General features: G+C 70.4%; 15 protein-coding genes. 5 read left to right on the forward strand and 10 right to left on the reverse strand.

From position 1 onward, the window contains the following. Window positions 1-198: 198 nt before the first annotated feature. The 6 genes from ABF401_RS15045 to ABF401_RS15070 all read right to left on the reverse strand — a co-directional run bounded on the left by ABF401_RS15045 (window position 199) and on the right by ABF401_RS15070 (window position 8,761). Window positions 199-789, reverse strand: a complete 591-nt coding sequence (locus tag ABF401_RS15045; RefSeq protein ID WP_353510383.1) for a carboxymuconolactone decarboxylase family protein — start codon at window positions 787-789, stop codon at window positions 199-201. A 53-nt stretch (window positions 790-842) separates the two neighbouring features. Continuing rightward, complete coding sequence (locus ABF401_RS15050) at window positions 843-1,187, reverse strand: AzlD domain-containing protein (protein WP_353510384.1); 345 nt, start codon at window positions 1,185-1,187, stop codon at window positions 843-845. Beyond that, window positions 1,184-1,843, reverse strand: coding sequence for an AzlC family ABC transporter permease (locus tag ABF401_RS15055; protein WP_353510385.1), 660 nt, complete (start codon window positions 1,841-1,843; stop codon window positions 1,184-1,186). The genes ABF401_RS15050 and ABF401_RS15055 overlap by 4 nt, the downstream gene beginning before the upstream one ends. Window positions 1,844-2,183: 340 nt before the next feature. Next, window positions 2,184-6,086 (reverse strand): phosphoribosylformylglycinamidine synthase, encoded by a 3,903-nt coding sequence (gene purL / locus ABF401_RS15060; protein ID WP_353510386.1) that lies wholly within the window; start codon window positions 6,084-6,086, stop codon window positions 2,184-2,186. A 153-nt stretch (window positions 6,087-6,239) separates the two neighbouring features. After that, window positions 6,240-7,970, reverse strand: a complete 1,731-nt coding sequence (locus ABF401_RS15065; protein ID WP_353510387.1) for a bifunctional metallophosphatase/5'-nucleotidase — start codon at window positions 7,968-7,970, stop codon at window positions 6,240-6,242. Window positions 7,971-8,140: 170 nt separating this feature from the next. Further along, window positions 8,141-8,761 carry an LURP-one-related family protein gene (locus tag ABF401_RS15070; protein WP_353510388.1) on the reverse strand — a complete coding sequence of 207 codons (621 nt, stop codon included), beginning with the start codon at window positions 8,759-8,761 and terminating at the stop codon, window positions 8,141-8,143. 149 nt (window positions 8,762-8,910) lie between these two features. On the opposite strand from ABF401_RS15070, the gene ABF401_RS15075 reads away from it, so the two are divergent. From ABF401_RS15075 to ABF401_RS15085, 3 genes are all read left to right on the forward strand, one after another. Next, window positions 8,911-9,459 (forward strand): cysteine hydrolase family protein, encoded by a 549-nt coding sequence (locus ABF401_RS15075; protein ID WP_353510389.1) that lies wholly within the window; start codon window positions 8,911-8,913, stop codon window positions 9,457-9,459. A 144-nt stretch (window positions 9,460-9,603) separates the two neighbouring features. Then, on the forward strand, window positions 9,604-10,758 hold the full coding sequence (locus tag ABF401_RS15080; protein WP_353510390.1) for an acyltransferase family protein: 1,155 nt from the start codon (window positions 9,604-9,606) through the stop codon (window positions 10,756-10,758). 229 nt (window positions 10,759-10,987) lie between these two features. Then, on the forward strand, window positions 10,988-12,001 hold the full coding sequence (locus ABF401_RS15085; protein WP_353510391.1) for a DUF559 domain-containing protein: 1,014 nt from the start codon (window positions 10,988-10,990) through the stop codon (window positions 11,999-12,001). Here ABF401_RS15085 and ABF401_RS15090 read toward each other — a convergent pair. Both ABF401_RS15090 and purD read right to left on the reverse strand, forming a co-directional pair. Continuing rightward, window positions 11,971-12,867: a phosphoribosylaminoimidazolesuccinocarboxamide synthase gene (locus tag ABF401_RS15090; protein WP_353510392.1), complete on the reverse strand. Its 897-nt coding sequence runs from the start codon at window positions 12,865-12,867 to the stop codon at window positions 11,971-11,973. The genes ABF401_RS15085 and ABF401_RS15090 overlap by 31 nt on opposite strands. A 1-nt stretch (window position 12,868) precedes the next feature. Further along, window positions 12,869-14,149 carry a phosphoribosylamine--glycine ligase gene (gene purD, locus ABF401_RS15095; RefSeq protein WP_353510393.1) on the reverse strand — a complete coding sequence of 427 codons (1,281 nt, stop codon included), beginning with the start codon at window positions 14,147-14,149 and terminating at the stop codon, window positions 12,869-12,871. Between the two features lie 50 nt (window positions 14,150-14,199). On the opposite strand from purD, the gene ABF401_RS15100 reads away from it, so the two are divergent. Then, complete coding sequence (locus tag ABF401_RS15100) at window positions 14,200-14,493, forward strand: hypothetical protein (RefSeq protein ID WP_353510394.1); 294 nt, start codon at window positions 14,200-14,202, stop codon at window positions 14,491-14,493. A 4-nt stretch (window positions 14,494-14,497) separates the two neighbouring features. Here the strand turns inward: ABF401_RS15100 and ABF401_RS15105 are convergent, their stop codons facing one another. Then, window positions 14,498-15,130, reverse strand: a complete 633-nt coding sequence (locus ABF401_RS15105) for a GNAT family N-acetyltransferase (RefSeq protein WP_353510395.1) — start codon at window positions 15,128-15,130, stop codon at window positions 14,498-14,500. A 60-nt stretch (window positions 15,131-15,190) separates the two neighbouring features. Here ABF401_RS15105 and ABF401_RS15110 point away from each other — a divergent pair, with 60 nt between their 5' ends. After that, the gene (locus ABF401_RS15110) at window positions 15,191-17,458 is read left to right on the forward strand and encodes a HelD family protein (protein ID WP_502908258.1); all 2,268 of its coding nucleotides are present in this window, start codon (window positions 15,191-15,193) and stop codon (window positions 17,456-17,458) included. 418 nt (window positions 17,459-17,876) lie between these two features. Here ABF401_RS15110 and lysS read toward each other — a convergent pair whose 3' ends face one another. Further along, entirely contained in the window at window positions 17,877-19,691 is a 1,815-nt protein-coding gene (lysS, locus tag ABF401_RS15115) for a lysine--tRNA ligase (protein ID WP_353510396.1), read from the reverse strand. Window positions 19,692-19,753: the final 62 nt, after the last annotated feature.

The raw sequence follows: 19,753 nt of genomic DNA on the forward strand, positions 1-19,753 counted from the left end.
CAGTCCCAGCCCTCCCACCCTCTCCGTCGAGTGTGCACTCCGCGCCGCGGCTCCCTCCTCGTCGAGCGTGCTCCGCGCGACTCCGCGGTGACCTCCGACAATCGCGCCGGGGCGCGGTTGTCGGTCCGGTACTTCGACGAAGGACGCCGACAACTGCGCCGGGGTCCAATTGTCGGCGATGGCAAACGCCGACCACCGTCAGTGCTCCGCGACGGGGCGACCGACGAGCATCGCGGCGAGCTGGTCCGACGGGAACTTCGCGGCGGTCTCGGCGTCGAGGCGAGCTCCGGAACCGTCGAGGACCGCGGTGAAGAAGCACCGGGCCGCGGCCGCCAGGACGACGTCGGCGATGTCTGCGTCCGACAGCCCGACAGCCCGCAGCCGGTCGACGTCGGCCTGTTCGATGCCGGCTGCGTCCGTGGCAACCGCGGTCGCGAAGTCGTAGACGGCCCGGTCCACCTCGTCCAGAGCTTCGCCGTCGGCCAAGGCGTTGGCAGACAGCATCGCCGCCTCGTCGCCACAGACGTCGCGCAAGAACATTGAGTGCGCCACGGTGCAGTACGTCGACCGCCGGGCCCGGGCGACCGCAATCGTGGCGATCTCGTAGCGCCGCCGGTCCATGCCACCGCGGATGGCGAGGTTGAGGTCCTGCCACGCCCGGGCGACCTCGGGCCGATGGGAGAACGTGGCCGCATAGTTCGGCAAGAATCCCCACATCGCGCGCTGGGACTCGTAGTACTCGGCGACGTCGCCGCGCGCATCGTCTTCAGCAACACCTCTGATGAACATGGCTCGATTCTGGGAGCTGGCTTGAGCCGCGACAAGTCCTCGCTGGCCGGAGGTCAGCGGCCGAGCAGCCCTTGAACAACCGGACCGGCCAGGAGAGATGCGAGGGCGAAGGCGGCTGCGCCGATGAGCACCGTCATCAGCATCGAGCGGCCCAACAGTGCGGAGACTGTCGCCGCGATGATGGCCACAACGACCGGCACCGCCTGCAGTCCCGATCCTGGCCGGAGCAGGCCCACGACGCCCAGGACGAGCAGCGACGTGATGGCGCCCATTCCGGCGTGCCGCAAGCCCGCCTGAGCGCGCTCCGACAGGTGCACTCGTTCGCCGGCGAGGAAGGGAAGGACCCGCAGGCTGTAGCTGCCGAGCCCGGCAACGATGACAGCGACCCAGACGCTCATCGGCGTGCTCCGCTCGTCGGAACTCGGGCCGAGGCGCCGAGCCCCGCCGCGGCGGCGGCTGCCATGGCGACGAGCGGGATCACGCCCGACGGCAGGGACAGTGCGACACCGAGCAGCGTGAATGCCCCGGCGGCGAGAACTGCCACGACCCCACCGGGCAACCGACGGTGCGGCACGACCACCGCGATGAGGCAGAGCGGCGCGATGACCGACAAGACGGGGGTGCTCAGGCGACCGAGGGCCAGTCCAGCGGTCACGGCGAGGAGCCAGCCGGAGGTGAGAACGACTGTGGCACCGACGAAGTGCCACCGCCGCTGCGCGTCCGTTCCCGGCGACTCGGCCCGTTGCAGGGCGACCACCCAGGTCGGCTCGATGACGAAGGCGGCGGCCGCGAGTCGCACCGGCAGCCGAGCCGACACGAAGAGAGGCATGAGCGCCAGGCTGTAGACCAGGAGCCGGGTGTTGACCAGGACCGCTGCCGCCGCAGCCGTCCACACGGCTGCACCACGGGTGAGGAGCTCGAGCAGGGTCAGCTGGGCGCTTCCGCCGTAGATGGTCATCGTGCCCGTCCACGCGGCGAGCCAGTCCGCGCTGCGCGACACCGCCACGCCCACGAGCAGACCGAAGGGGACATAGCCCACCACCAGCGGGAGCATTGCGAGGGCTCCCGCCGTGACATCGCGCCGATGGGCGCGATACCCGCTTGGGAGCAATCGGCCGACGTGGGGATTCGGAAGAGCCCGGGTGGAGTGCATGAGACAACGGTCACCGCCCACGGGGCACGTTGCTCGGACATGACGTGGACGTGGGCTGGACGTTCCGTGGACTCAGAAAGTCCATGGAACCCCCGGCGTCGGCTCGCTCGGCGCAAAGTGCACAGTCGACGAATAGGGGGGCTCGGGTGGGGGCGGAGTGCACACACTCGCCGAGGAGCTGGCCCGGCGCACAGTGCGCACTCGACGGGGAGGGGGCTCAGCGGCATACCGCAGAGGAAGGTCAGCCCACCCACACGCGCGCGTTGCGGAACATCCGCAGCCACGGGCTCTCGTCCTCGATCCGGCCCGAGGTCCACGACAGCTGCACGTTGCGGGCCACCCGCTCCGGGTGGGGCATCATCGCCGTGAACCGGCCGTCCGGGGTCGTCACCGCGGTCAGCCCGTCGGGCGACCCGTTCGGGTTGTGGGGATACGTGAGCGCCGGCGCGCCATGGTGGTCGACGAACCGCATCGCCCGCTGGACCGAACCGGAGTCGCCGCGCGCGGAGAAGTCGGCGAAGCCCTCCCCGTGCGCCACCGCGATCGGCACGCGGCTGCCCGCCATGCCCTTCAGGAAGATCGACGGCGACTCGAGCACCTCGACGAGGGTGAGGCGGGCCTCGTACTGCTCCGAGCGGTTGCGGGTGAAGCGCGGCCAGGCCTCGGCGCCGGGGATCAGCTCCCCCAGCGCCGCGAACATCTGGCACCCGTTGCAGATCCCCAGCCCGAAGGAGTCCTCACGGTGGAAGAACGCCTGGAACTGCTCCGTCAGTCGCTCGTTGAAGAGCACCGAGCGCGCCCACCCCTCACCGGCACCGAGCGTGTCGCCGTAGGAGAAGCCACCGCAGGCGACGAGCCCGACGACGTCGGCCAGGTCGAAGCGACCGGCCTGCAGGTCGGTCATGTGCACGTCGTAGGTGTCGAAGCCCGCCCGATCGAACGCGAACGCCGTCTCGACATGGCTGTTCACTCCCTGCTCGCGCAGGATGGCGACCTTGGGCCGAACCCCAAGCGCCACATAGGGCGCCGCGACGTCCTCGGTCGGGTCGAAGGTCGGTGCCACGACCAGGCCAGGGTCGTCATCCGCGCCGAACGCCGCGTGCTCCTCATCCGCGCAGGCCGGGTTGTCCCGCAGCGCCGCGATCCGCCAGGAGACCTCGTCCCAGGCCTGCGCGAGGTCCCGCACCGACTCGTCGAGCGCCGCCGCACCGCCGATGGCGACGCGGACGCGTCGCTCAGGATTCGTCCGACCGACGACGGAGACAAGCTCGCCGAGGCCGTGCCTGGTGAAGACGTCCTGGACCGCGGCGAGTTGTGCCTCGTCCACGCCCAGCACGACACCGAGCTCCTCGGTGAACAGGCCTGCGACAGAGGGGGCCTCGAGATCCACCCCCGTCCCCCCGGCAAAGGTCATCTCGCAGGCCGCCGCCCACAGGCCGCCGTCCGACCGGTCGTGGTAGGCCACGTCGATCCCGAGACCACGCACCTCGGCCAGCGCTGCGGCAAGCCTCACGAGCCGGTCAGGATCGTCGAGGTCGGGCACCTCGCCCCCGAACACACCCGACACCTGGGCCACCATCGACCCGCCGAGCCGGTCGCGCCCAGCGCCGAGGTCGACGAGCACGAGCACGGAACCCGGTCGCAGCTGCGGCGTCCACGTGCCGCGCACGTCGGGCAGCGACGCGAAGGCCGAGACGACGAGCGACACGGGCGACGTGACCTGCTTGTCCTCGCCGGTCGCGGGGTCGGTCCACCGGGTGCGCATGGACAGCGAGTCCTTGCCGACCGGCACGGAGATCCCGAGCGCAGGGCAGAGCTCCATCGCGACGGCGTGGACCGTGTCGTAGAGCGCCGCATCCTCGCCCGGCTCCCCGCAAGCCGCCATCCAGTTGCAGGAGAGCTTCACTCCACTGAGCGAATCCACCGGCGCGGCAAGGAGATTCGTCAGCGCCTCGCCGACGGCCACCCGTCCGGACGCCGGCGCGTCCACCGAGGCGAGCGGCATGCGCTCCCCGCTGGCCATCGCCTGACCCGCGAACCCGAGGTGGTCGGACAGCGTCACAGCGACGTCGGCCACCGGCACCTGCCAGGGCCCGACCAGCTGGTCGCGGTGGGTCAGGCCACCGACGGTGCGGTCGGCGATGGTGACGAGGAACCGCTTCGACGCCACCGTCGGGTGCCGCACGATGGCGTATGCCGCTGAGCGCAGTTCCAGCGCATCGACGTCGAGCTCGTCCCCCACTCGCGTCAGCCGGGTGACATCCCGCGTCATCCGCGGCGGCTTGCCGAGCAGCACCTCCATCGGCATGTCGATGGGCCGGTCGTCGCCCGGGTCGTCCTCGGTCGAGGGCGCGAGCACGAGCTGGGCGTCGTCACGGGCGACCCCGACGACGGCGTACGGGCACCGCTCACGGTCGGCGAGCGCCGCGAAGCGCTCCAGCGACTCCGGCGCGATGGCCAGGACGTAGCGCTCCTGGCTCTCGTTGCACCACGCCTCCTTGGGTGCGAGTCCGGACTCCTCGAGCGGGACCGCGGACAGGTCGAACCGCGCCCCCAGGCCCGCGCCGTCGACGAGCTCGGGGAACGCGTTGGACAGGCCACCGGCACCGACGTCGTGGATCGCGAGGACCGGGTTGTCCGCGCCCAGGCTCCAGCAATGGTTGATGACCTCCTGTGCGCGGCGCTCGATCTCGGGGTTGCCCCGCTGCACGGAGTCGAAGTCGAGCTCGGCGACATTGGCCCCCGCGGCCATCGAGGACGCCGCGCCCCCACCCATGCCGATCCGCATGCCCGGACCACCGAGCTGGACGAGCAGGGTGCCGGCCGGGAAGAGGACCTTCTCGGTCTGGTCGGCGCTGATCGAGCCGAGGCCGCCCGCGCTCATGATCGGCTTGTGGTAGCCGCGGCGCACGCCGTCGACGGTCTGCTCGTAGACGCGGAAGAAGCCCCCGAGCCCCGGTCGGCCGAACTCGTTGTTGAAGGCCGCCGCGCCGATCGGCCCCTCGACCATGATCTCGAGCGGCGAGGCGATGTGGTCCGGCGCCCCGTAGACCTCCCGCTCCCACGGCTCGTCGGTGCCGGGCAGGTGGAGGTTCGACACGGCGAAGCCCGTGAGGCCCGCCTTCGGCTGGCTGCCGCGGCCGGTCGCGCCCTCGTCGCGGATCTCGCCACCGGCCCCGGTCGCGGCACCCGGGAAGGGGCTGATCGCGGTCGGGTGGTTGTGGGTCTCGACCTTCATGATGACGTGGACCTCGCCCGGCCGCGCGGCGTAGCGGCTCGGGCCGTCACCCGGCCCCTCGGGCAGCCAGCGCGTGACGGGTCCACCGGCCATGACCGACGCGTTGTCCTTGTACGCGACGACGGTGCCCTGCCCGGCCACCTCCTCGGTGTGCCGGATCATGCCGAAGAGGGACCGCGTCTTCGGCTCGCCGTCGACGACGAAGTCGGCGTTGAAGATCTTGTGGCGGCAGTGCTCGGAGTTGGCCTGGGCGAACATCATCAGCTCGACGTCCGTCGGGTTGCGCCTCAGTCCGGTGAACGCGTCGACGAGATAGTCGATCTCGTCGTCGGCCAGGGCGAGTCCGTAGGTCTTGTCCGCCTCCTCGATGGCGGCGCGGCCGCGGCCGAGGACGTCGACGTGCTCCATCGGCTCCGGGTGGCGCTCGTCGAGGAGTGCACTGGCGGCCGCCACGGACGGCAGCGCCGACTCGGTCATCCGGTCGTGGAGCAGGTCGGCTGCCGCAGCCCAGTCGGACTCGGAGAGCTGCGAGGACGAGGCAATGCGGTACTCGGTGACCCGCTCGACCCGGCGAACGTCGACGCCGCAGTTGTGCGCGATGTCAGTCGCCTTGGACGCCCACGGCGAGAGCGTGCCCAGTCGCGGCGAGACGACGACGGTCGCCACGTACTCGCCGTCGGGCTCGGGCCCCGCCTCCGGACCGTAGGTGAGCAGGCGCGTCACCGTCTCCAGAGTGGTGTCATCCAGCGGCCCGTGGCTGGCAACCTGGTGCACGTACCGGGCGGAGAGCCCGGCCACCGAGGGCACGGCCGCCTGGAGGCGCGTGAGGAGCGCCGTGCCGCGGAACGGAGAGAGGGCGCTACCGCCCGGGACGGTGGTCAGCACGAGGTCGTGCGACGAGGCCATGGCGTGCGGTCTCCCGGTGGTGCGAGGCGGGTGGCAAGGCGGGCTGCCGCGTCAAGGTTACCCGCCGTGCACGGCTGCCCTCGCTTTCGCCCGGACAGCACGAGGGCCACCCCGGTTGGGGGTGGCCCTCGTGCGAGCGATCAGACAGCGTCCTTACAGACCGGCGATGCGGCTGCCCGGAGCCTTGAGACCCGGGTGCGTCTTGAGGAACCCGACCAGGTTGGCCAGGTCCTCCGGGCCGCCGATGCGGTTCTTCCCCGCGGTGAAGCCGGTGAACAGGTCACCGCCGTCCGCGAGGAAGTTCAGCGTCGCGACCCGGTAGGTGGCGTTGAGGTCGATCGGCTCCCCGTTGAGGGCCATCGAGCCGCGAACCACCCGGCTGCCCTGCGGCTGGGAGGCGTCCCACTCGTAGGTGAACCCCTCGGAGACGCCGAGCGACAGCATCGGACGGGAGCCCCGGGCCGCGACCGGCTGGTACTGCTGCTCGAGGATCGTCTGGATCTGCGCGCCGGTGAGGTCCAGCGTCACGAGGACGTTGCCGAAGGGGGCCACGAGGTAGGCCTCCTCGTAGGTGATCTCACCCGGCTGCTCACCGTTGGTGACGGCGTCGTACCGGAACGAGCCCCGCACGCCACCGACGTTCATGAAGGCGATCTGGGCGTCGGTCTCCTGGGTGCCCCAGAGGATGGCATCGGCGACGAGGTCGCCCATGGGCGTCTCGATGCCGCGGTTGCCGCTCGAGTCGCCGAGGATGTCCTCGGCCACCGTGCCGACGACCTCGCCCGCGATCGGGCCGGAGAGCTGCTTCCACTTGTTCAGGATGGCGGTCTGCGCCGGGTCGGCCGTCAGGGCGGCGCGCTCGACGAGGTGGTTCGTCGCCGTGGACTGGTCACGGACGACGTCCTTGGTGCGACGGTTGATGACGAGCTCGGTCTCGGTGACCACGCGGCCGTAGTCGGCGGCGCTCGTCACGAGCCGGTTGGCGCCGGACGGGTCGGGCAGCTGGCAGACGTACGGCTGGTGCGTGTGCCCGGTGACGACGGCGTCGATCGCCGGGTCGAGCTGCGCCGCGATCTGCGCGATCGGGGCAGAGATGCCGTTGCACGTGTTGATGCCGGACGGCGTCGCCTGGTAGCCGCCCTCGTGGAGGAGCACGACGATCGCCTCGACGCCGCGCTGGCGCAGGAGGGCAGCCTGGGCATTGGCCGTCTCGACCTCGTCCTTGAACTCGACCGACGACACGCCGGCCGGGCTGACCAGCGTCGGGGTCGCCTCGAGGGTCATGCCGATGAAGCCGACGTCGACACCGTTGACCTTCTTGACCGAGGTGGCCGGCAGCAGGGTCTGGCCGTTGTCCTTGCGGACGACGTTGGCGGCGAGCCACTGGAAGTCGGCGCCGGCGTAGGGCGCGTCCGGGAAGTAGCAGCCATCGGTCGGGTGGCAGCCACCGTTCTGCATGCGCAGCAGCTCGGTCGTGCCCTCGTCGAACTCGTGGTTGCCCACGCTGGAGACGTCGAGGCCCATCGCGTTGAGCGTCTCGACGGCCGGCTCGTCGTGGAACATGCCGGACAGGAAGGTCGACCCACCGATGAGGTCACCAGCGGCAACGGTGAGGGTGTTCTTGTGCCCGGCGCGCAGCTCGGTCAGCTTGGCGGAGAGGAACTCGGCGCCGCCGACGTCCTTGCCGTCGAGCGGGCCAGTCTCGTTGTTCTTGGCTTCGAGGTGGCCGTGGTAGTCGTTGAACGACAGCAGCTGCAGCGACATGTTGGCGCTCGGGTTGGGCTTGGTGTCGTTGTCCGCCTGGGCGGGGCTGACGGCGAACGCCGTGGCCCCCAGCAGCGCCGCTGCCCCGACAGCGACGACGCGGCTGATGCGATGCGTCATGTGTGACTCTCTCCTGATTTTTGGTGGTGCGGACCACTCCGGTCTTTCTGACCGGAATGTCCTCCGCGAGACCTTACGAGAGATCGGGGCCCGATGGGACGAAGTACCCCGGATTGCTTTCGCCTGTCACCGGTTCATCACCGGCGCGTCACTGGCGCATCACCGGAGCGTCACCGGGACTGAAGCGCATCCAGGGCGACGGACATCGCCGAGGCGACCCGCCAATCGAGGCGCCAGCCGTTCCGTTGGGCCGGCAAGTCGATGAAGTACGTGTCCTTGATGCCGATCCGCTTCGTCGAGCTCATGACGATCGCTCCGTCACCGGCACGGAAGTCGAAGTGGAAGAGCCACGGGACGGGCAGGTCGCCCGCCACCGGAATGATGTCCCAGACGCGCCGCAGCACGGCGACCTTGGCGTTGCGCTCCTGCCCGACGCACTCGAAGCCGTCCGGCGTCCCCAGGTGCCAGGTCGACCTGCCCAGCGAGGCGGTGAAGTCCTTGCGGAACCAGCCGATCGGCTGTCCCACGCCGTCGACGATGTCGTAGCCGGACCCGAGATCGATGACCTTGCGGGCCTTGAAGCCGAAGAGCGGATGCGTCTTGGCCGCGTCCGTGAAGAAGGTGACCTGCTCCTTCATCGCCATGCGCTTCTGCTCGGCGAAGCACAGCAGACCGAGGTCGTTGCCCGTCTCATCCGTGCGCATCACCTCGTAGCGGTTGACCATGAACGTGATCTTCTGCCGCACCTTGAGGCGCTCGAACTCGTGGGAGGGGGTGGCCGGCTCGGTCATGCGCCTAGGCTCGCACAGGCTTTCCGGCCCTTCGGGCAGGAGGCCGTATGCCGCTGAGCTCGCTCCCGCGCGCTCGTGACCGGATCTGTCCGCTGGGTGGCCGGCAGGGGCCTCGTGCGAGAGACGGGTCGGCGCCGAAACTTGGGGTCATGAACCGAGCACTCCTCGTCATCGACGTCCAGCAGTCCTTCCGGGAGCTGCCCAGCTGGGCGCAGGTTTCCGCGCCCGACATCGCCGAACGCATCAAGCCGCTCGTCGAGCACGCCCGGGCCGTCGGCCACAAGGTCGTCTGGGTCCTGCACTCGGAACCCGGAAGCGACACTCCCTTCGACCCGGCGAGCGGGCACGTCCACCTCCTGCCCGGCCTCGAGCCCGCCGATGGGGAACCGGTGCTGCACAAGACGAGCCACAACGCCTTCACGACGACGAACCTCGGGCAGCTGCTCACCCAGTGGGGTATCGGTGGCGTCGACGTCGCCGGGATCCGGACCGAGCAGTGCGTCGAGACGACCGCCCGGCTCGCGAGCGACCTCGGGCATGACGTGCGGTTCGTCGTCGACGCGACGGCGACGCACCCGCTGCGGACCGCCGACGGGACGCGGGAGATCCCGGCGGACGAGGTCATCGAGCGGACCGCGGCGGCGCTGCACGGGCGCTTCGCGTCGGTCGTCACCGTCGCCGAGGTGCTGGCAACCTGACGGGTGCCGTTCCGCCGACACGTGCGCCCCGGCGCAGCTGACGGCGCTGGTGAGCGGAAGCCGGCCCAGCGGCATACGGCATGGGACTTTTGCCCCTAGCGGGACAGCCTGACTCGCCGTGTGCTGAGCGTGGGAGGTGGCGACGTGAAGGTGCTCCCGCAGGCAGTTCCGCAGAGTGGTCGACGCCCTGATGTGGTGGCCCGACCGCGTCGCGCGTGGGCCGACCACCTCAAGGTCGTGCTCGTCGCCGGCGTCATCGTGGCCCACGCGACGATGGCCTGGACGGGAATGGACACCTGGGTCTTCAACGAGACACCGGTGCGCGAACCGCTGCTGACCGTCCTGCTCCTCATCGCCGCGATCGCTGCGCTCTTCGGAATGGCGCTCTTCTTCCTCGTCGCGGGGTACTTCACGCCTCGGTCCCTGCAGCGCAAGGGCTTCACCCGCTTTGTCGCCGACCGGGCACTCCGGCTGCTCGTCCCGATGGCGGCCTTCGTCGTCCTGCTCAGCCCGCCGATCGAGTACGTCGACCCACAGAACGCCGGCTGGACCGGCGGCTTCTGGGAGTTCGTGCCGCATATCTGGTGGCCACCGGTCCCCGGACCGACGTGGTTCCTCGGCGTGCTCTTCGGCTTCTCGCTGCTCTATGCCCTGCTCCGGTCCGTGCGCAAGGGCCTCGAGGCCGGCCGACCGCTGCGGCTGGCGCAGCTGCTCATGGGGGCGGTTGCCGTCGCGGTCGCCGCCTTCCTCATCATGATCCAGGCACCGCTGGGTGTGGAGGTGTGGCACCTGGCTCTTGCCCAGCTCCCCGGCTGGGTCGCCGGCTTCACCATCGGCGTGCTCGCAGCAGAGCACGCGTGGCTCCCCCTGGATCGCGACCTCGCACGCCGAATCCGGGTGGTGGCGTGGCTGAGTCTTGTCGCTGGGGTCGTGCTGATGATCTTCAGCGAGGTCACCGGCATGGGCATCGAGCCCTTCCTCGGAGGCGGGACGTGGCAGTCCGCGGTGCTCGCGTCCATCCAGGCGGTCATGGTGATGACGGTTCCGCTCTGGGTCGTCGACCTGTTCTGGCGACGTTTCGACCAGCAGCCCGGTCGGTTCGGTCGGGCGCTCGGACGATCGGCGTTCGCCGCGTTCCTCGTGCACCAAAGCGTGCTGGTCGCCCTCGTCCTGGGTGTCCGCCTGCTGCACTGGCCGCCCGAAGCTGCCTATGTCACGGCGTCGACCCTCGCCGTGACCATGTCGTTCGCCCTCGGCTGGCTGCTGACGAGAGTGCCGGGGGTGTCACGCATCGTGTGACAGCGAGGTCCCTCCGACAATCCAGCCTCGGCGCACCTGTCGGCGCGATCCGGCCGGAAGGTGCGCCGACAGATGCGCCCGGGCTCGATTGTCGGAGCGCGCGGAGCCTGTGGATGGCGTCAGCGGGGTTGCACCGCTGATCGCCATGATCGAGCGCATGCCAGCGCCAACCCCGCCGCCTCGCACACCGGCGCCGCGGCACGCTCCAAGCGGACCCTTCCGTGTCTCCGTGACCAGAGTCCGGGACGAGACGACCGGGCGGGTCACGCGCGCGCTCGACCTGCCACCCGGCGTCACCGAGTGGGATCTGAAACGCCGCCGCCGCTTCCGCAGGTTGTTTCGGGGCGTGTACCTCGACCGGAAGGTCCCAGTCACCGAGCGGGTCAGGGCCGCAGGTGCACTCCTGCTCTGTGGTGAGGAGGCTGCGGCGTCACATCACAGCGCCGCCCGCATCTGGGGTGGTGTCGTGCCGGACGACGGCCAGACCCACGTCTCCGTCGACGGCAGCCGTCCCCGGGTGCTCGGCATCAAAGCGCACCGGGTGAAGGTGGGCGGCCAGCAGTGCAACAGCCTCAATGGGATGCGGGTCACGACGCCGGTCCAGACGTTCCTCGACCTCGGCGGCGAGCTCGGGCTCGTCGACCTCGTCGTGCTCGGTGACTCACTCGTCAAAGCGGCGATGGTGAGGCCCGAGGAGCTCGTCGCTGCCGCAGCGTCCTTCCGGGGTCGCGGGCAGCGGCTGCTGCGTCGGGCAGCCAGGCTCGTCCGGCGTGACGTCGACTCTCCGATGGAGTCGCGTGTCCGCATGCTGATGCTCCTGGCCGGTCTGCCGGAACCGACGATCAACCACAAGGTCAGGTGGCCTGACGGCTCCTTGCGGTACCGGTTCGACCTCAGCTACCCGGAGTTCCGGCTCGTCGTCGAGTACGACGGTCGACAGCACGCCGACTCGCATCAGCAGTGGGATGGCGACATCGACCGGCGCGAGTGGATGGATGGCGATCACTGGCGCATCGTGATCATCAGGTCGAAGGACCTGTACCAGACGCCCGGGAAGACGCTGCAGCGCATCACGTCCGCCATGCGCGCCAAGGGAATGGCGGTGCCACGGCTGGCTGACGAGTGGCGGCTGCACTTCCCGGGGCGTCCCGGGGCGACGTCGCGGAGCCAGCTTGAGGCAGAGCCTGCGGGAAGGAGGCGGACGCCAGTCGCTCAGAAGCGCTCGCCGGTGAGTCGCTCGTAGGCCTCGACGTACTTGGCCCGGGTCTGCTCCACGATGCGCTCCGGCAGCGGCGGCGGCGACTCACCACCGCTGCGGTCCCAACCCGACTCGGGCGACGTCAGCCAGTCACGCACGAACTGCTTGTCGTAGGACGGTTGCGCGTGTCCGGGCTCCCACTGGTCGGCGGGCCAGAATCGCGACGAGTCCGGTGTCAGCACCTCGTCGGCCAGCACCAGCCCACCGGATCCGTCCGGAGCCAGGCCGAACTCGACCTTGGTGTCGGCGATGAGGATGCCTCTCCGGGACGCAATCTCATTGCCCCTGACGAGGATGGCCCGGGTCAGACGCGACACCTCCGCCGCGGCCTCGGCCCCGAGCTCGGCCTCGACCTCGGCGGGCATCATGGGCAGGTCGTGCTCTCCGAACGGCGCTTTCGTCGTCGGCGTGAAGACCGGCTCAGGCAGGCGCGACCCGTCGACCAGGCCCTCCGGGAGCGGCACCCCGGAGACCGAGCCCTTGGCGTTGTACTCCTCGAGGCCCCCGCCCGTCAGGTAGGCCCGCGCGATGGCCTCGACCTTGAGCATCGTGAGCCTGCGGACCAGCACGCCCCGGCCGGCCACAGCAGCAGGCACGTCCGTAGAGATGACGTGGTTGGGGACGAGGTCGGAGAGCTGGTCGAACCACCACAGGGACAGCCTCGTCAGCACCTCGCCCTTGTCGGGGATCTCCGGCGTCATCATCCAGTCGTAGGCGGACAGCCGGTTGGAGGCGACGAGGAGCAGGCGATCAGGGTCGACCTCGCCCTGGGCATCGACCGGTGCGTAGAGGTCTCGGACCTTCCCGGAGTAGACGTGCCGGAATCCTTCCAGCTCAAGGAGATCCGCCACGTCAGGCTCCAATCGTGATCTCGCCGCGCTCCGCCTTCAGCGCGATGTCGGTGCGATGGTGCGAGCCGGGGAGTTCCACCATCGAGACGGCGTCGTATGCCGCTGACCTTGCCTTCCCGAGGTCGCTGCCCACCGCGACGACGTTGAGGACACGTCCTCCGGCCGAGACGAGCGCGCCGGAGTCGTCACGCTTCGTGCCGGCGTGGAGCACCGCGACCCCGGGCACCTCGCCTGCTGCGTCGAGCCCGCTGATCCGGTCACCGGTGCGCGGCGCCGCGGGATAGCCCCCCGAGGCGATGACGACGACGACGGCGTAGTCGTCCGCCCAGCGGAGCCGGCCGAAGCCCTCGAGCTCACCGGTGGCGGCGGCGAAGAGCAGCTGCGCGAAGGGCGACTCGAGCCGGACGAAGCTCGCGTGCCCGTCCGGGTCACCGAAGCGGACGTTGAACTCGATCACCTTCGGCCCCCGCTTGGTGAGGGCCAGCCCGATGTAGAGCACGCCGACGAAGGGCGTCCCGCGCCGATGCATCTCGTCGATCGTCGGTTGCGCCACCCGTGCGACGACGTCCTCCACCAGGCCCGGTGGCGCCCAGTCGAGCGGCGAGTAGGCGCCCATGCCACCGGTGTTCGGCCCCAGGTCGCCGTCACCGACGCGCTTGAAGTCCTGGGCCGGCTCCAGCGCCACGACGTGCGTCCCATCGGAGATGCAGAACACCGACAGCTCAGGTCCGTCGAGATACTCCTCGACGACGACCCGCCCACCGGCCTTCGCGAGGGACCGCTCGCCGTGCTGCAGGGCCGCGTCCCGGGAGTCGGTGACGACGACCCCCTTGCCGGCGGCCAGGCCGTCGTCCTTGACGACGTACGGCGGGCCGAAGGCGTCGAGCGCGGATCCGACCTGCTCGATCGTGGTGCAGATGTGCGCGAGGGCGGTGGGCACCTCGGCGGCGGCCATGATCTCCTTGGCGAACGACTTGCTGCCCTCGAGCAACGCGGCACCAGCGGAAGGTCCGAAGACCGGGAAGCCGGCTGAGCGGCATACGTCAGCAACTCCCGCCACGAGCGGCGCTTCCGGCCCGACGACGACGAGGTCGACGTCGTGGTCGCGTGCGAGCGAGGCGACGGCCTGGCCGTCGAGGATGTCCAGGGGAACGCACAGCGCGGTCGCGTCGATGCCGGGGTTGCCCGGCGCCGCAATGACCGCATCGACCTCCGGGTCGGCTGCGATGGCTTTGACGAGGGCGTGCTCACGGGCGCCGGAACCGAGGACGAGGACCTTCACGGCGGCCAGCCTATTGGCTCGTCCGGGCGGTCCAGTGACAGCATTCGTCCATGAGTGCGGACACGGCGGTCGAGGTCAGCGCCCTCGCGATCAACGTCACGATCCCGGAGGAGCTCCGCTGGACCGACACGCGGCGCGACCAGGAGTTCGTCCTCACCACCCTCAACGTGCGGCTGCTGCCCGACGGTCACCTCGCTGCCAAGGCCTATGGGCGGCCGGTGGCGGGCGGGCGCGGCAACTACGTGTCGTTCCGGGTGCCGGACCGGCCGGAGCTCTCGAACCTCGTTGCCGAGGCAGCCAGTCGGGCCGGGGTGCTGTGGAGCTCGCACGCGGGACTGCGCTGAACGCTCAGGACAGGCGGGCGCGAAGGGCGACCCGAATCGCCGGCCACTCGTCGATGATGATCGAGTAGACCGCCGAGTCCCGCCAGGTGCCGTCGGCACGACGGAGGTCCCGTCGGGTGATGCCCTCGAAGGTGGCACCGAGCCCCAGGATCGCCGCGCGGGACCGGGCGTTGATGACGTCCGTCTGCAGCTTCACGCGCCCGAAGCCGCACGTCTCGAAGGCATGGGCGAGCAGGAGGAACTTCGACTCGGGGTTGACCGCAGTGCCCCACCAACGGGAGCCGTACATCGTCCAGCCGAGGTGGACGTGCTCTCGCTGCGTGTCCACGTCACCGAGCGAGCTGGTGCCGACGATGGTGCCGGCCGCCCCAAGGGGCGAGTCCTCGACGAGGCGGATGGTGTAGGCGGTGCGCCCGGTGCCTCCGGGTTGCCTGGCACCGATCGCGGTCGTGACGAGCAGCTGGAGCTCCGCCGGCGAGGCAGGCGGGAGCGCCATCGCGTAGCCCTGCGTGTAGACGACGGGATCCGCGTAGACCGCGAAGAGCCCCTCCACGTCCTCCGGCTGCATGACGTCGAGCCGGACGACGCGGCCGACGAGCGGATCACCGGTTGGTGGGATGCAGCCTTCTCCGACCATGCCATGACACTAGACTTGATGGTTCCCGCGCCCACCCCGGGTGCCTCGTCGAACCATTGGATGGCTGTGAGCTCTTCGTCCTCCCAGACTCGACCCGCGTCCCCTCCGAACCACCTGAGCGCCGTGCCGGACGTCGTGGCGGAACAGATCGCGGTCGAGCAGGCCCATGTCGACCGAGTCATGGCCGAGCTCGAGAAGGCGGGCCGCCGCGCGGACGTCGTCCAGGCTGAAGGATTGGCCCGCGGCCAGTTCGGCCGGACGGTCGAGGTGGGCGACGCCGAGGGGGCCAGCCTCTTCGAGCGGGACGCCCTGATGTTCCACGCGGCCAGGCGGCGCAACATGCTGGACACGGAGCACGAGGGCCTCGTCTTCGGGCGGCTCGACATCGACCACGGGATGCTCAGGCAGGCCGGAAACGGGGAGACCGCGCGTCCTGAGGACCGCGAGGTCCGGTACATCGGCCGGCTCGGCGTGCGCGACGACGACTACGAGCCGCTCGTCATCGACTGGCGGGCTCCCGCGGCGTCACCGTTCTATCGGGCGACACCCGCGGAGCCGATGGGCGTGCTGCGGCGTCGCGTCCTGCGCAGCCAGGGTTCCACGGTCATCGGTGTCGAGGACGACCTCATGGTCCCCGAGGTCCCGGACGACATCGTCGTCGTCGGCGACGGCGCCCTGATGGCGGCGCTCACCCGGTCCCGGAGCGGCCGGATGCGCGACATCGTCGCGACCATCCAGGCCCACCAGGACGAGGCGATCCGTGCCGCCGCGCGGGGCATCACCGAGATCACGGGTGGACCCGGCACGGGCAAGACGGTCGTCGCCCTGCATCGGGCCGCCTACCTGCTCTACTCGGAGCGACGTCGCTTCGAGTCGGGCGGCATCCTCGTCATCGGACCGTCCGGCGCCTACACCGCCTACATCGAGCGGGTCCTGCCCTCGCTTGGCGAGGAGTCCGTGACGCTGCGGGCGGTCGGTGAGGTCGTCGACGCGGTGGACACCGAGCGTCTCGACTCCCCCGAGGTGGCCCGCATCAAGGGCTCCACCCGGATCCGGAACGTCCTCGGCAGGGCCGCGCGCGGGCGCGTGCCGGACGCCCCTACCGAGTTCCGGGCCTTTGTCGCCGGGCGTGCCGTCCGCCTCGAGTCCCCGGTCCTCGACCGGGTGCGGTCACAGGTGCTGAGGCAGCACCAGCGCAACCTCGCCACGGCAGCCGCGCAGGCGGCTCTCGGTGAAGCCGCCTGGGCATCGCTCGGCATCACGGGCGACCGCGAGGCCAAGGCCGAGTTCCTCGACAGGTGGGAGGACCACCTCGAGGTCGAGGCGTTCATGGCGGCCTGGTGGCCGCAGGTCGACCCCCGCGAGGTGCTGACCTGGCTCGCCGACCCCGAACTGCTGCGGCGTCATGGCCGGGGTGTCCTCGATGACCATGCCGTGGGCCTCCTCGCCGCCTCGTTCGGCACCGCCCTCGAGGTCGGGACCTGGTCGGTTGCCGACGTCGCGCTCATCGACGACCTGTCCGCCAAGGTCGGACCGGTCCAGGAGGCGCCCCGGGAGGAGCGCGGGTTCTACGAGATCGAGGAGCTGGAGGACCTCAGCCAGTTCGGCGTCACCGAGGTCCAGCCCGTCTCGGCGACCCGCGAGACCCGAGCCGAGGTCATCGCGGAGGACCCGCGTGGGCGACTACTGGCCGGCCGGATCGGAAAGCCGGATGAGTACGCGCACATCCTCGTCGACGAGGCCCAGGACCTGTCACCGATGCAGTGGCGGATGATCGGCCGTCGGGGGCGCCACGCCTCGTGGACGGTTGTCGGTGACGCCGCCCAGGCCTCGTGGACCGACGCGCAGGAGGCTCGGGCCGCGCGCGACGAGGCCTTCGGCACGCAGCAGCGTCGCGCGTTCCACATGGCCACGAACTATCGCAACGCTCGGGAGATCTTCGACTACGCCGCAGCGGTGATCCGCCGTGAGGTGCCGGACGCGGACATCCCCGAGGCGGTCCGCGAGACGGGACACGACGTCGTCGAGGGCTCGTTGGGCCAGGACGCGCTCGGCTCGGTGCAGGGAGCCATCGATGCCCTCGCCGAGCAGGTGGCCGGCGCGATCGCCGTCGTCACACCACAGCGGTATGCCGCTGAGCTGGCTCCGCTCGACGGCTCGGCCGGCGGGCGGGTCCAGGTCGTCGACCCGATGTCGACCAAGGGCCTCGAGTACGACGCCGTCGTCGTCGTCGACCCGCGCGAGATCGCACGCGAGTCCCCCGGCGGCATCCGCGTGGTCTATGTGGCGCTGACGCGTGCAGCGCACCGGATGACCGTTCTGTCCTGACGTCCGATGTTTGCAAGGTAAAGACTTGTTCAAGGAATGCGGGATCCGTCGACTTCGCCCTTGGCGCGCGGGATGATTAGTGAGACGTCGACGGCGTGCGAACCACCCACCCTCCCCGCCGGTCTCTCCCCCCGAGGCCCCTTCGACGTCCGGCGCAGTCGTGGCTTGCCGTGACTCGCACCGGGCGGGGGACGTGATGCTCCCCCCCTGCATCTCGCCCCCCGCCCACCACCAAGTCGAAGCCCCGGATCACAACGACGTGTCCGGGGCGTTCGCATGCCGGCGCCCGGTCGAGTGTGCAGTCCGCGCCACCCCCGCCCGGTCGAGTGTGCAGTCCGCGCCGCCCCCCGCCCGGTCGAGTGTGCAGTCCGCGCCGCCCCCCGCCCCGCGCGGACTGCACATTCGACGGAGGCGGGTGTCAGTGGCCGAGCAACCTCCGGGTGCGGTCGGCGCCGACAGCCAGCAGCAGGGTCGGCAGCCGCGGGCCGGTGTCCTTGGACACGAGGAGCCGGTAGACGAGGACGAAGAAGGCCCGCTGCGCCCGTGACAGCTCCGGATCCTTCACCTTGGCGGACGGGTCGAGACCCCGCTGGACCTTGGGCACGCCATAGACCAGGTGCGTCAAGCCGTCGAGCGACCAGTGCTCCTCGAGGCGCTCCACGAGCAGGCTCAGCGACTCACGCTGCTCGTCGTCGAGGCCGGCCAGCAGCTCGGTGTCCGGCTCGGACCGGACGACAGTGCGGTCCTCGGCCGGCACGTAGCCGAGCATCCAGCGCTCGGCGCAGTCGAGACGGGGACGAAGGTCGTCGATCGAGGTCACCGGGTTGTCGGGCTCGAGCTCGGACAGGATCCGCACCGCCTGTGCCTCATCGCCCTGCGTGACGTCGATGACCGAGGCGATGGTCCGGAACGGCATGGGCCGCGGCGTCGTCGGCAGCTCACGCAAGCCCCCGGCCGTGGCCACCGACGTCGAGCGCAGGTATGCCGCGAGGTCACCCGGCTGGGCACCCCCCTCCGGACCGGCGGCGACCTTGCGCACCAGCGCATCCCATTCGTCGTAGAGCCGCTGCAGCTCCGGGCCGAAGGCGACGTCGAAGCTCTGGTTGGGCCGGCGGCGGGCGTAGAGCCAGCGGAGTACCTGCGGCTCCATCACGTCGAGTGCATCGTTGGGGATGGGCACGCCGCCCTTCGACGAGCTCATCTTCGCCATCCCGGCGATGCCGACGAAGGCGTACATCGGCCCGATCGGTCGCTCCCAGCCGAAGAGCGGCGCGAGGTCCTTGCCGACGACGAAGCTGGAGCCCGGGCTCTGGTGGTCGACACCGGAGGGCTCGAAGAGCACGTGCTCGTACGCCCACCGCATGGGCCAGTCGACCTTCCACACGAGCTTGCCGTTGGTGAAGGTGTCGAGGTCGACCTGCTCGGTGTGGCCGCACTTGGTGCACTGATAGGTCAGCAGGTGGGACCCGTCACCGGAGTCGCCGGACCACGCCGTGACCGTCGTGAAGTCGGTGCCGCACACGGAGCAGAACGGCTTGAAGGGGAAGTAGCCGGCCGATCCCTCGCTGCCGTCGTCCTCGGTGGCTGCGCCGGAGCCCCGCTCCGCCTCGGTCGCGGCGGCCGCCTGCTCCTCGGTCAAGGTGGCCTGCTTCTGCCGTCGGGGGTCCTGGCGCTTGCCCTTCCCCGTGGCGCGCTGCCGCGCATCGGCCTCGGCCTCCAACGTCCGGTACTGCGCGAGCACCTTGTCGATGGCAGCCCGTTCGCGCATGGCGAGCAGGATCTGCTCGCGGTAGGCGCCGGCGCGGTACTGCTCGGTCTGGCTGATCTCGCGCACCTCGATGCCGGTGGCCTCCATCGCCTCGAGGAGCGGCGCCTTGAAGTGCTCGGCCCAGTTCGCGTGGGGCGATCCGTGCGGCGCCGGGACCGAGGTCAGCGGCTTGCCCACGTGCGCTTCCCAGGAGTCGTCAACGCCCGCAAGGTTCTTCGGCACGCGCCGGAACCGGTCGAAGTCGTCCCAGGACAGGATGTGCTCGCAGGCGATCCCGCGACGCTTGATCTCGTCCGCAACGAGATGCGGCGTGATGAGCTCGCGGAAGTTGCCGAGGTGAATAGGCCCCGAGGGGCTGATCCCCGAGGCACAGACGATGTTCTCGATCCCGCGCGCCTGTGCCTCGGCAACCACCTCGTCGGCGAGCCGGGTGACCCAGTCCTCTGCGACGGCCTGCTCAGTCATGGGGATGTCCTTCTGCATTGATGAGTTCTCCTCGGCAACACGCCCGGATACCGGTCGACACA

Source organism: Intrasporangium sp. (assembly GCF_040414665.1).
In the GTDB taxonomy this organism is placed as follows: Bacteria; Actinomycetota; Actinomycetes; order Actinomycetales; family Dermatophilaceae; genus Intrasporangium.

Coding starts and splice junctions, on each gene's coding strand:
- ABF401_RS15045 (WP_353510383.1), bottom strand. CDS start 789: ATGTTCATCAGAGGTGTTGCTGAAGACGATGCGCGCGGCGACGTCGCC.
- ABF401_RS15050 (WP_353510384.1), bottom strand. CDS start 1,187: ATGAGCGTCTGGGTCGCTGTCATCGTTGCCGGGCTCGGCAGCTACAGC.
- ABF401_RS15055 (WP_353510385.1), bottom strand. CDS start 1,843: ATGCTCCCGCTGGTGGTGGGCTATGTCCCCTTCGGTCTGCTCGTGGGC.
- purL (WP_353510386.1), bottom strand. CDS start 6,086: ATGGCCTCGTCGCACGACCTCGTGCTGACCACCGTCCCGGGCGGTAGC.
- ABF401_RS15065 (WP_353510387.1), bottom strand. CDS start 7,970: ATGACGCATCGCATCAGCCGCGTCGTCGCTGTCGGGGCAGCGGCGCTG.
- ABF401_RS15070 (WP_353510388.1), bottom strand. CDS start 8,761: ATGACCGAGCCGGCCACCCCCTCCCACGAGTTCGAGCGCCTCAAGGTG.
- ABF401_RS15075 (WP_353510389.1), top strand. CDS start 8,911: ATGAACCGAGCACTCCTCGTCATCGACGTCCAGCAGTCCTTCCGGGAG.
- ABF401_RS15100 (WP_353510394.1), top strand. CDS start 14,200: ATGAGTGCGGACACGGCGGTCGAGGTCAGCGCCCTCGCGATCAACGTC.
- ABF401_RS15105 (WP_353510395.1), bottom strand. CDS start 15,130: ATGGTCGGAGAAGGCTGCATCCCACCAACCGGTGATCCGCTCGTCGGC.
- ABF401_RS15110 (WP_502908258.1), top strand. CDS start 15,191: ATGGCTGTGAGCTCTTCGTCCTCCCAGACTCGACCCGCGTCCCCTCCG.
- lysS (WP_353510396.1), bottom strand. CDS start 19,691: ATGACTGAGCAGGCCGTCGCAGAGGACTGGGTCACCCGGCTCGCCGAC.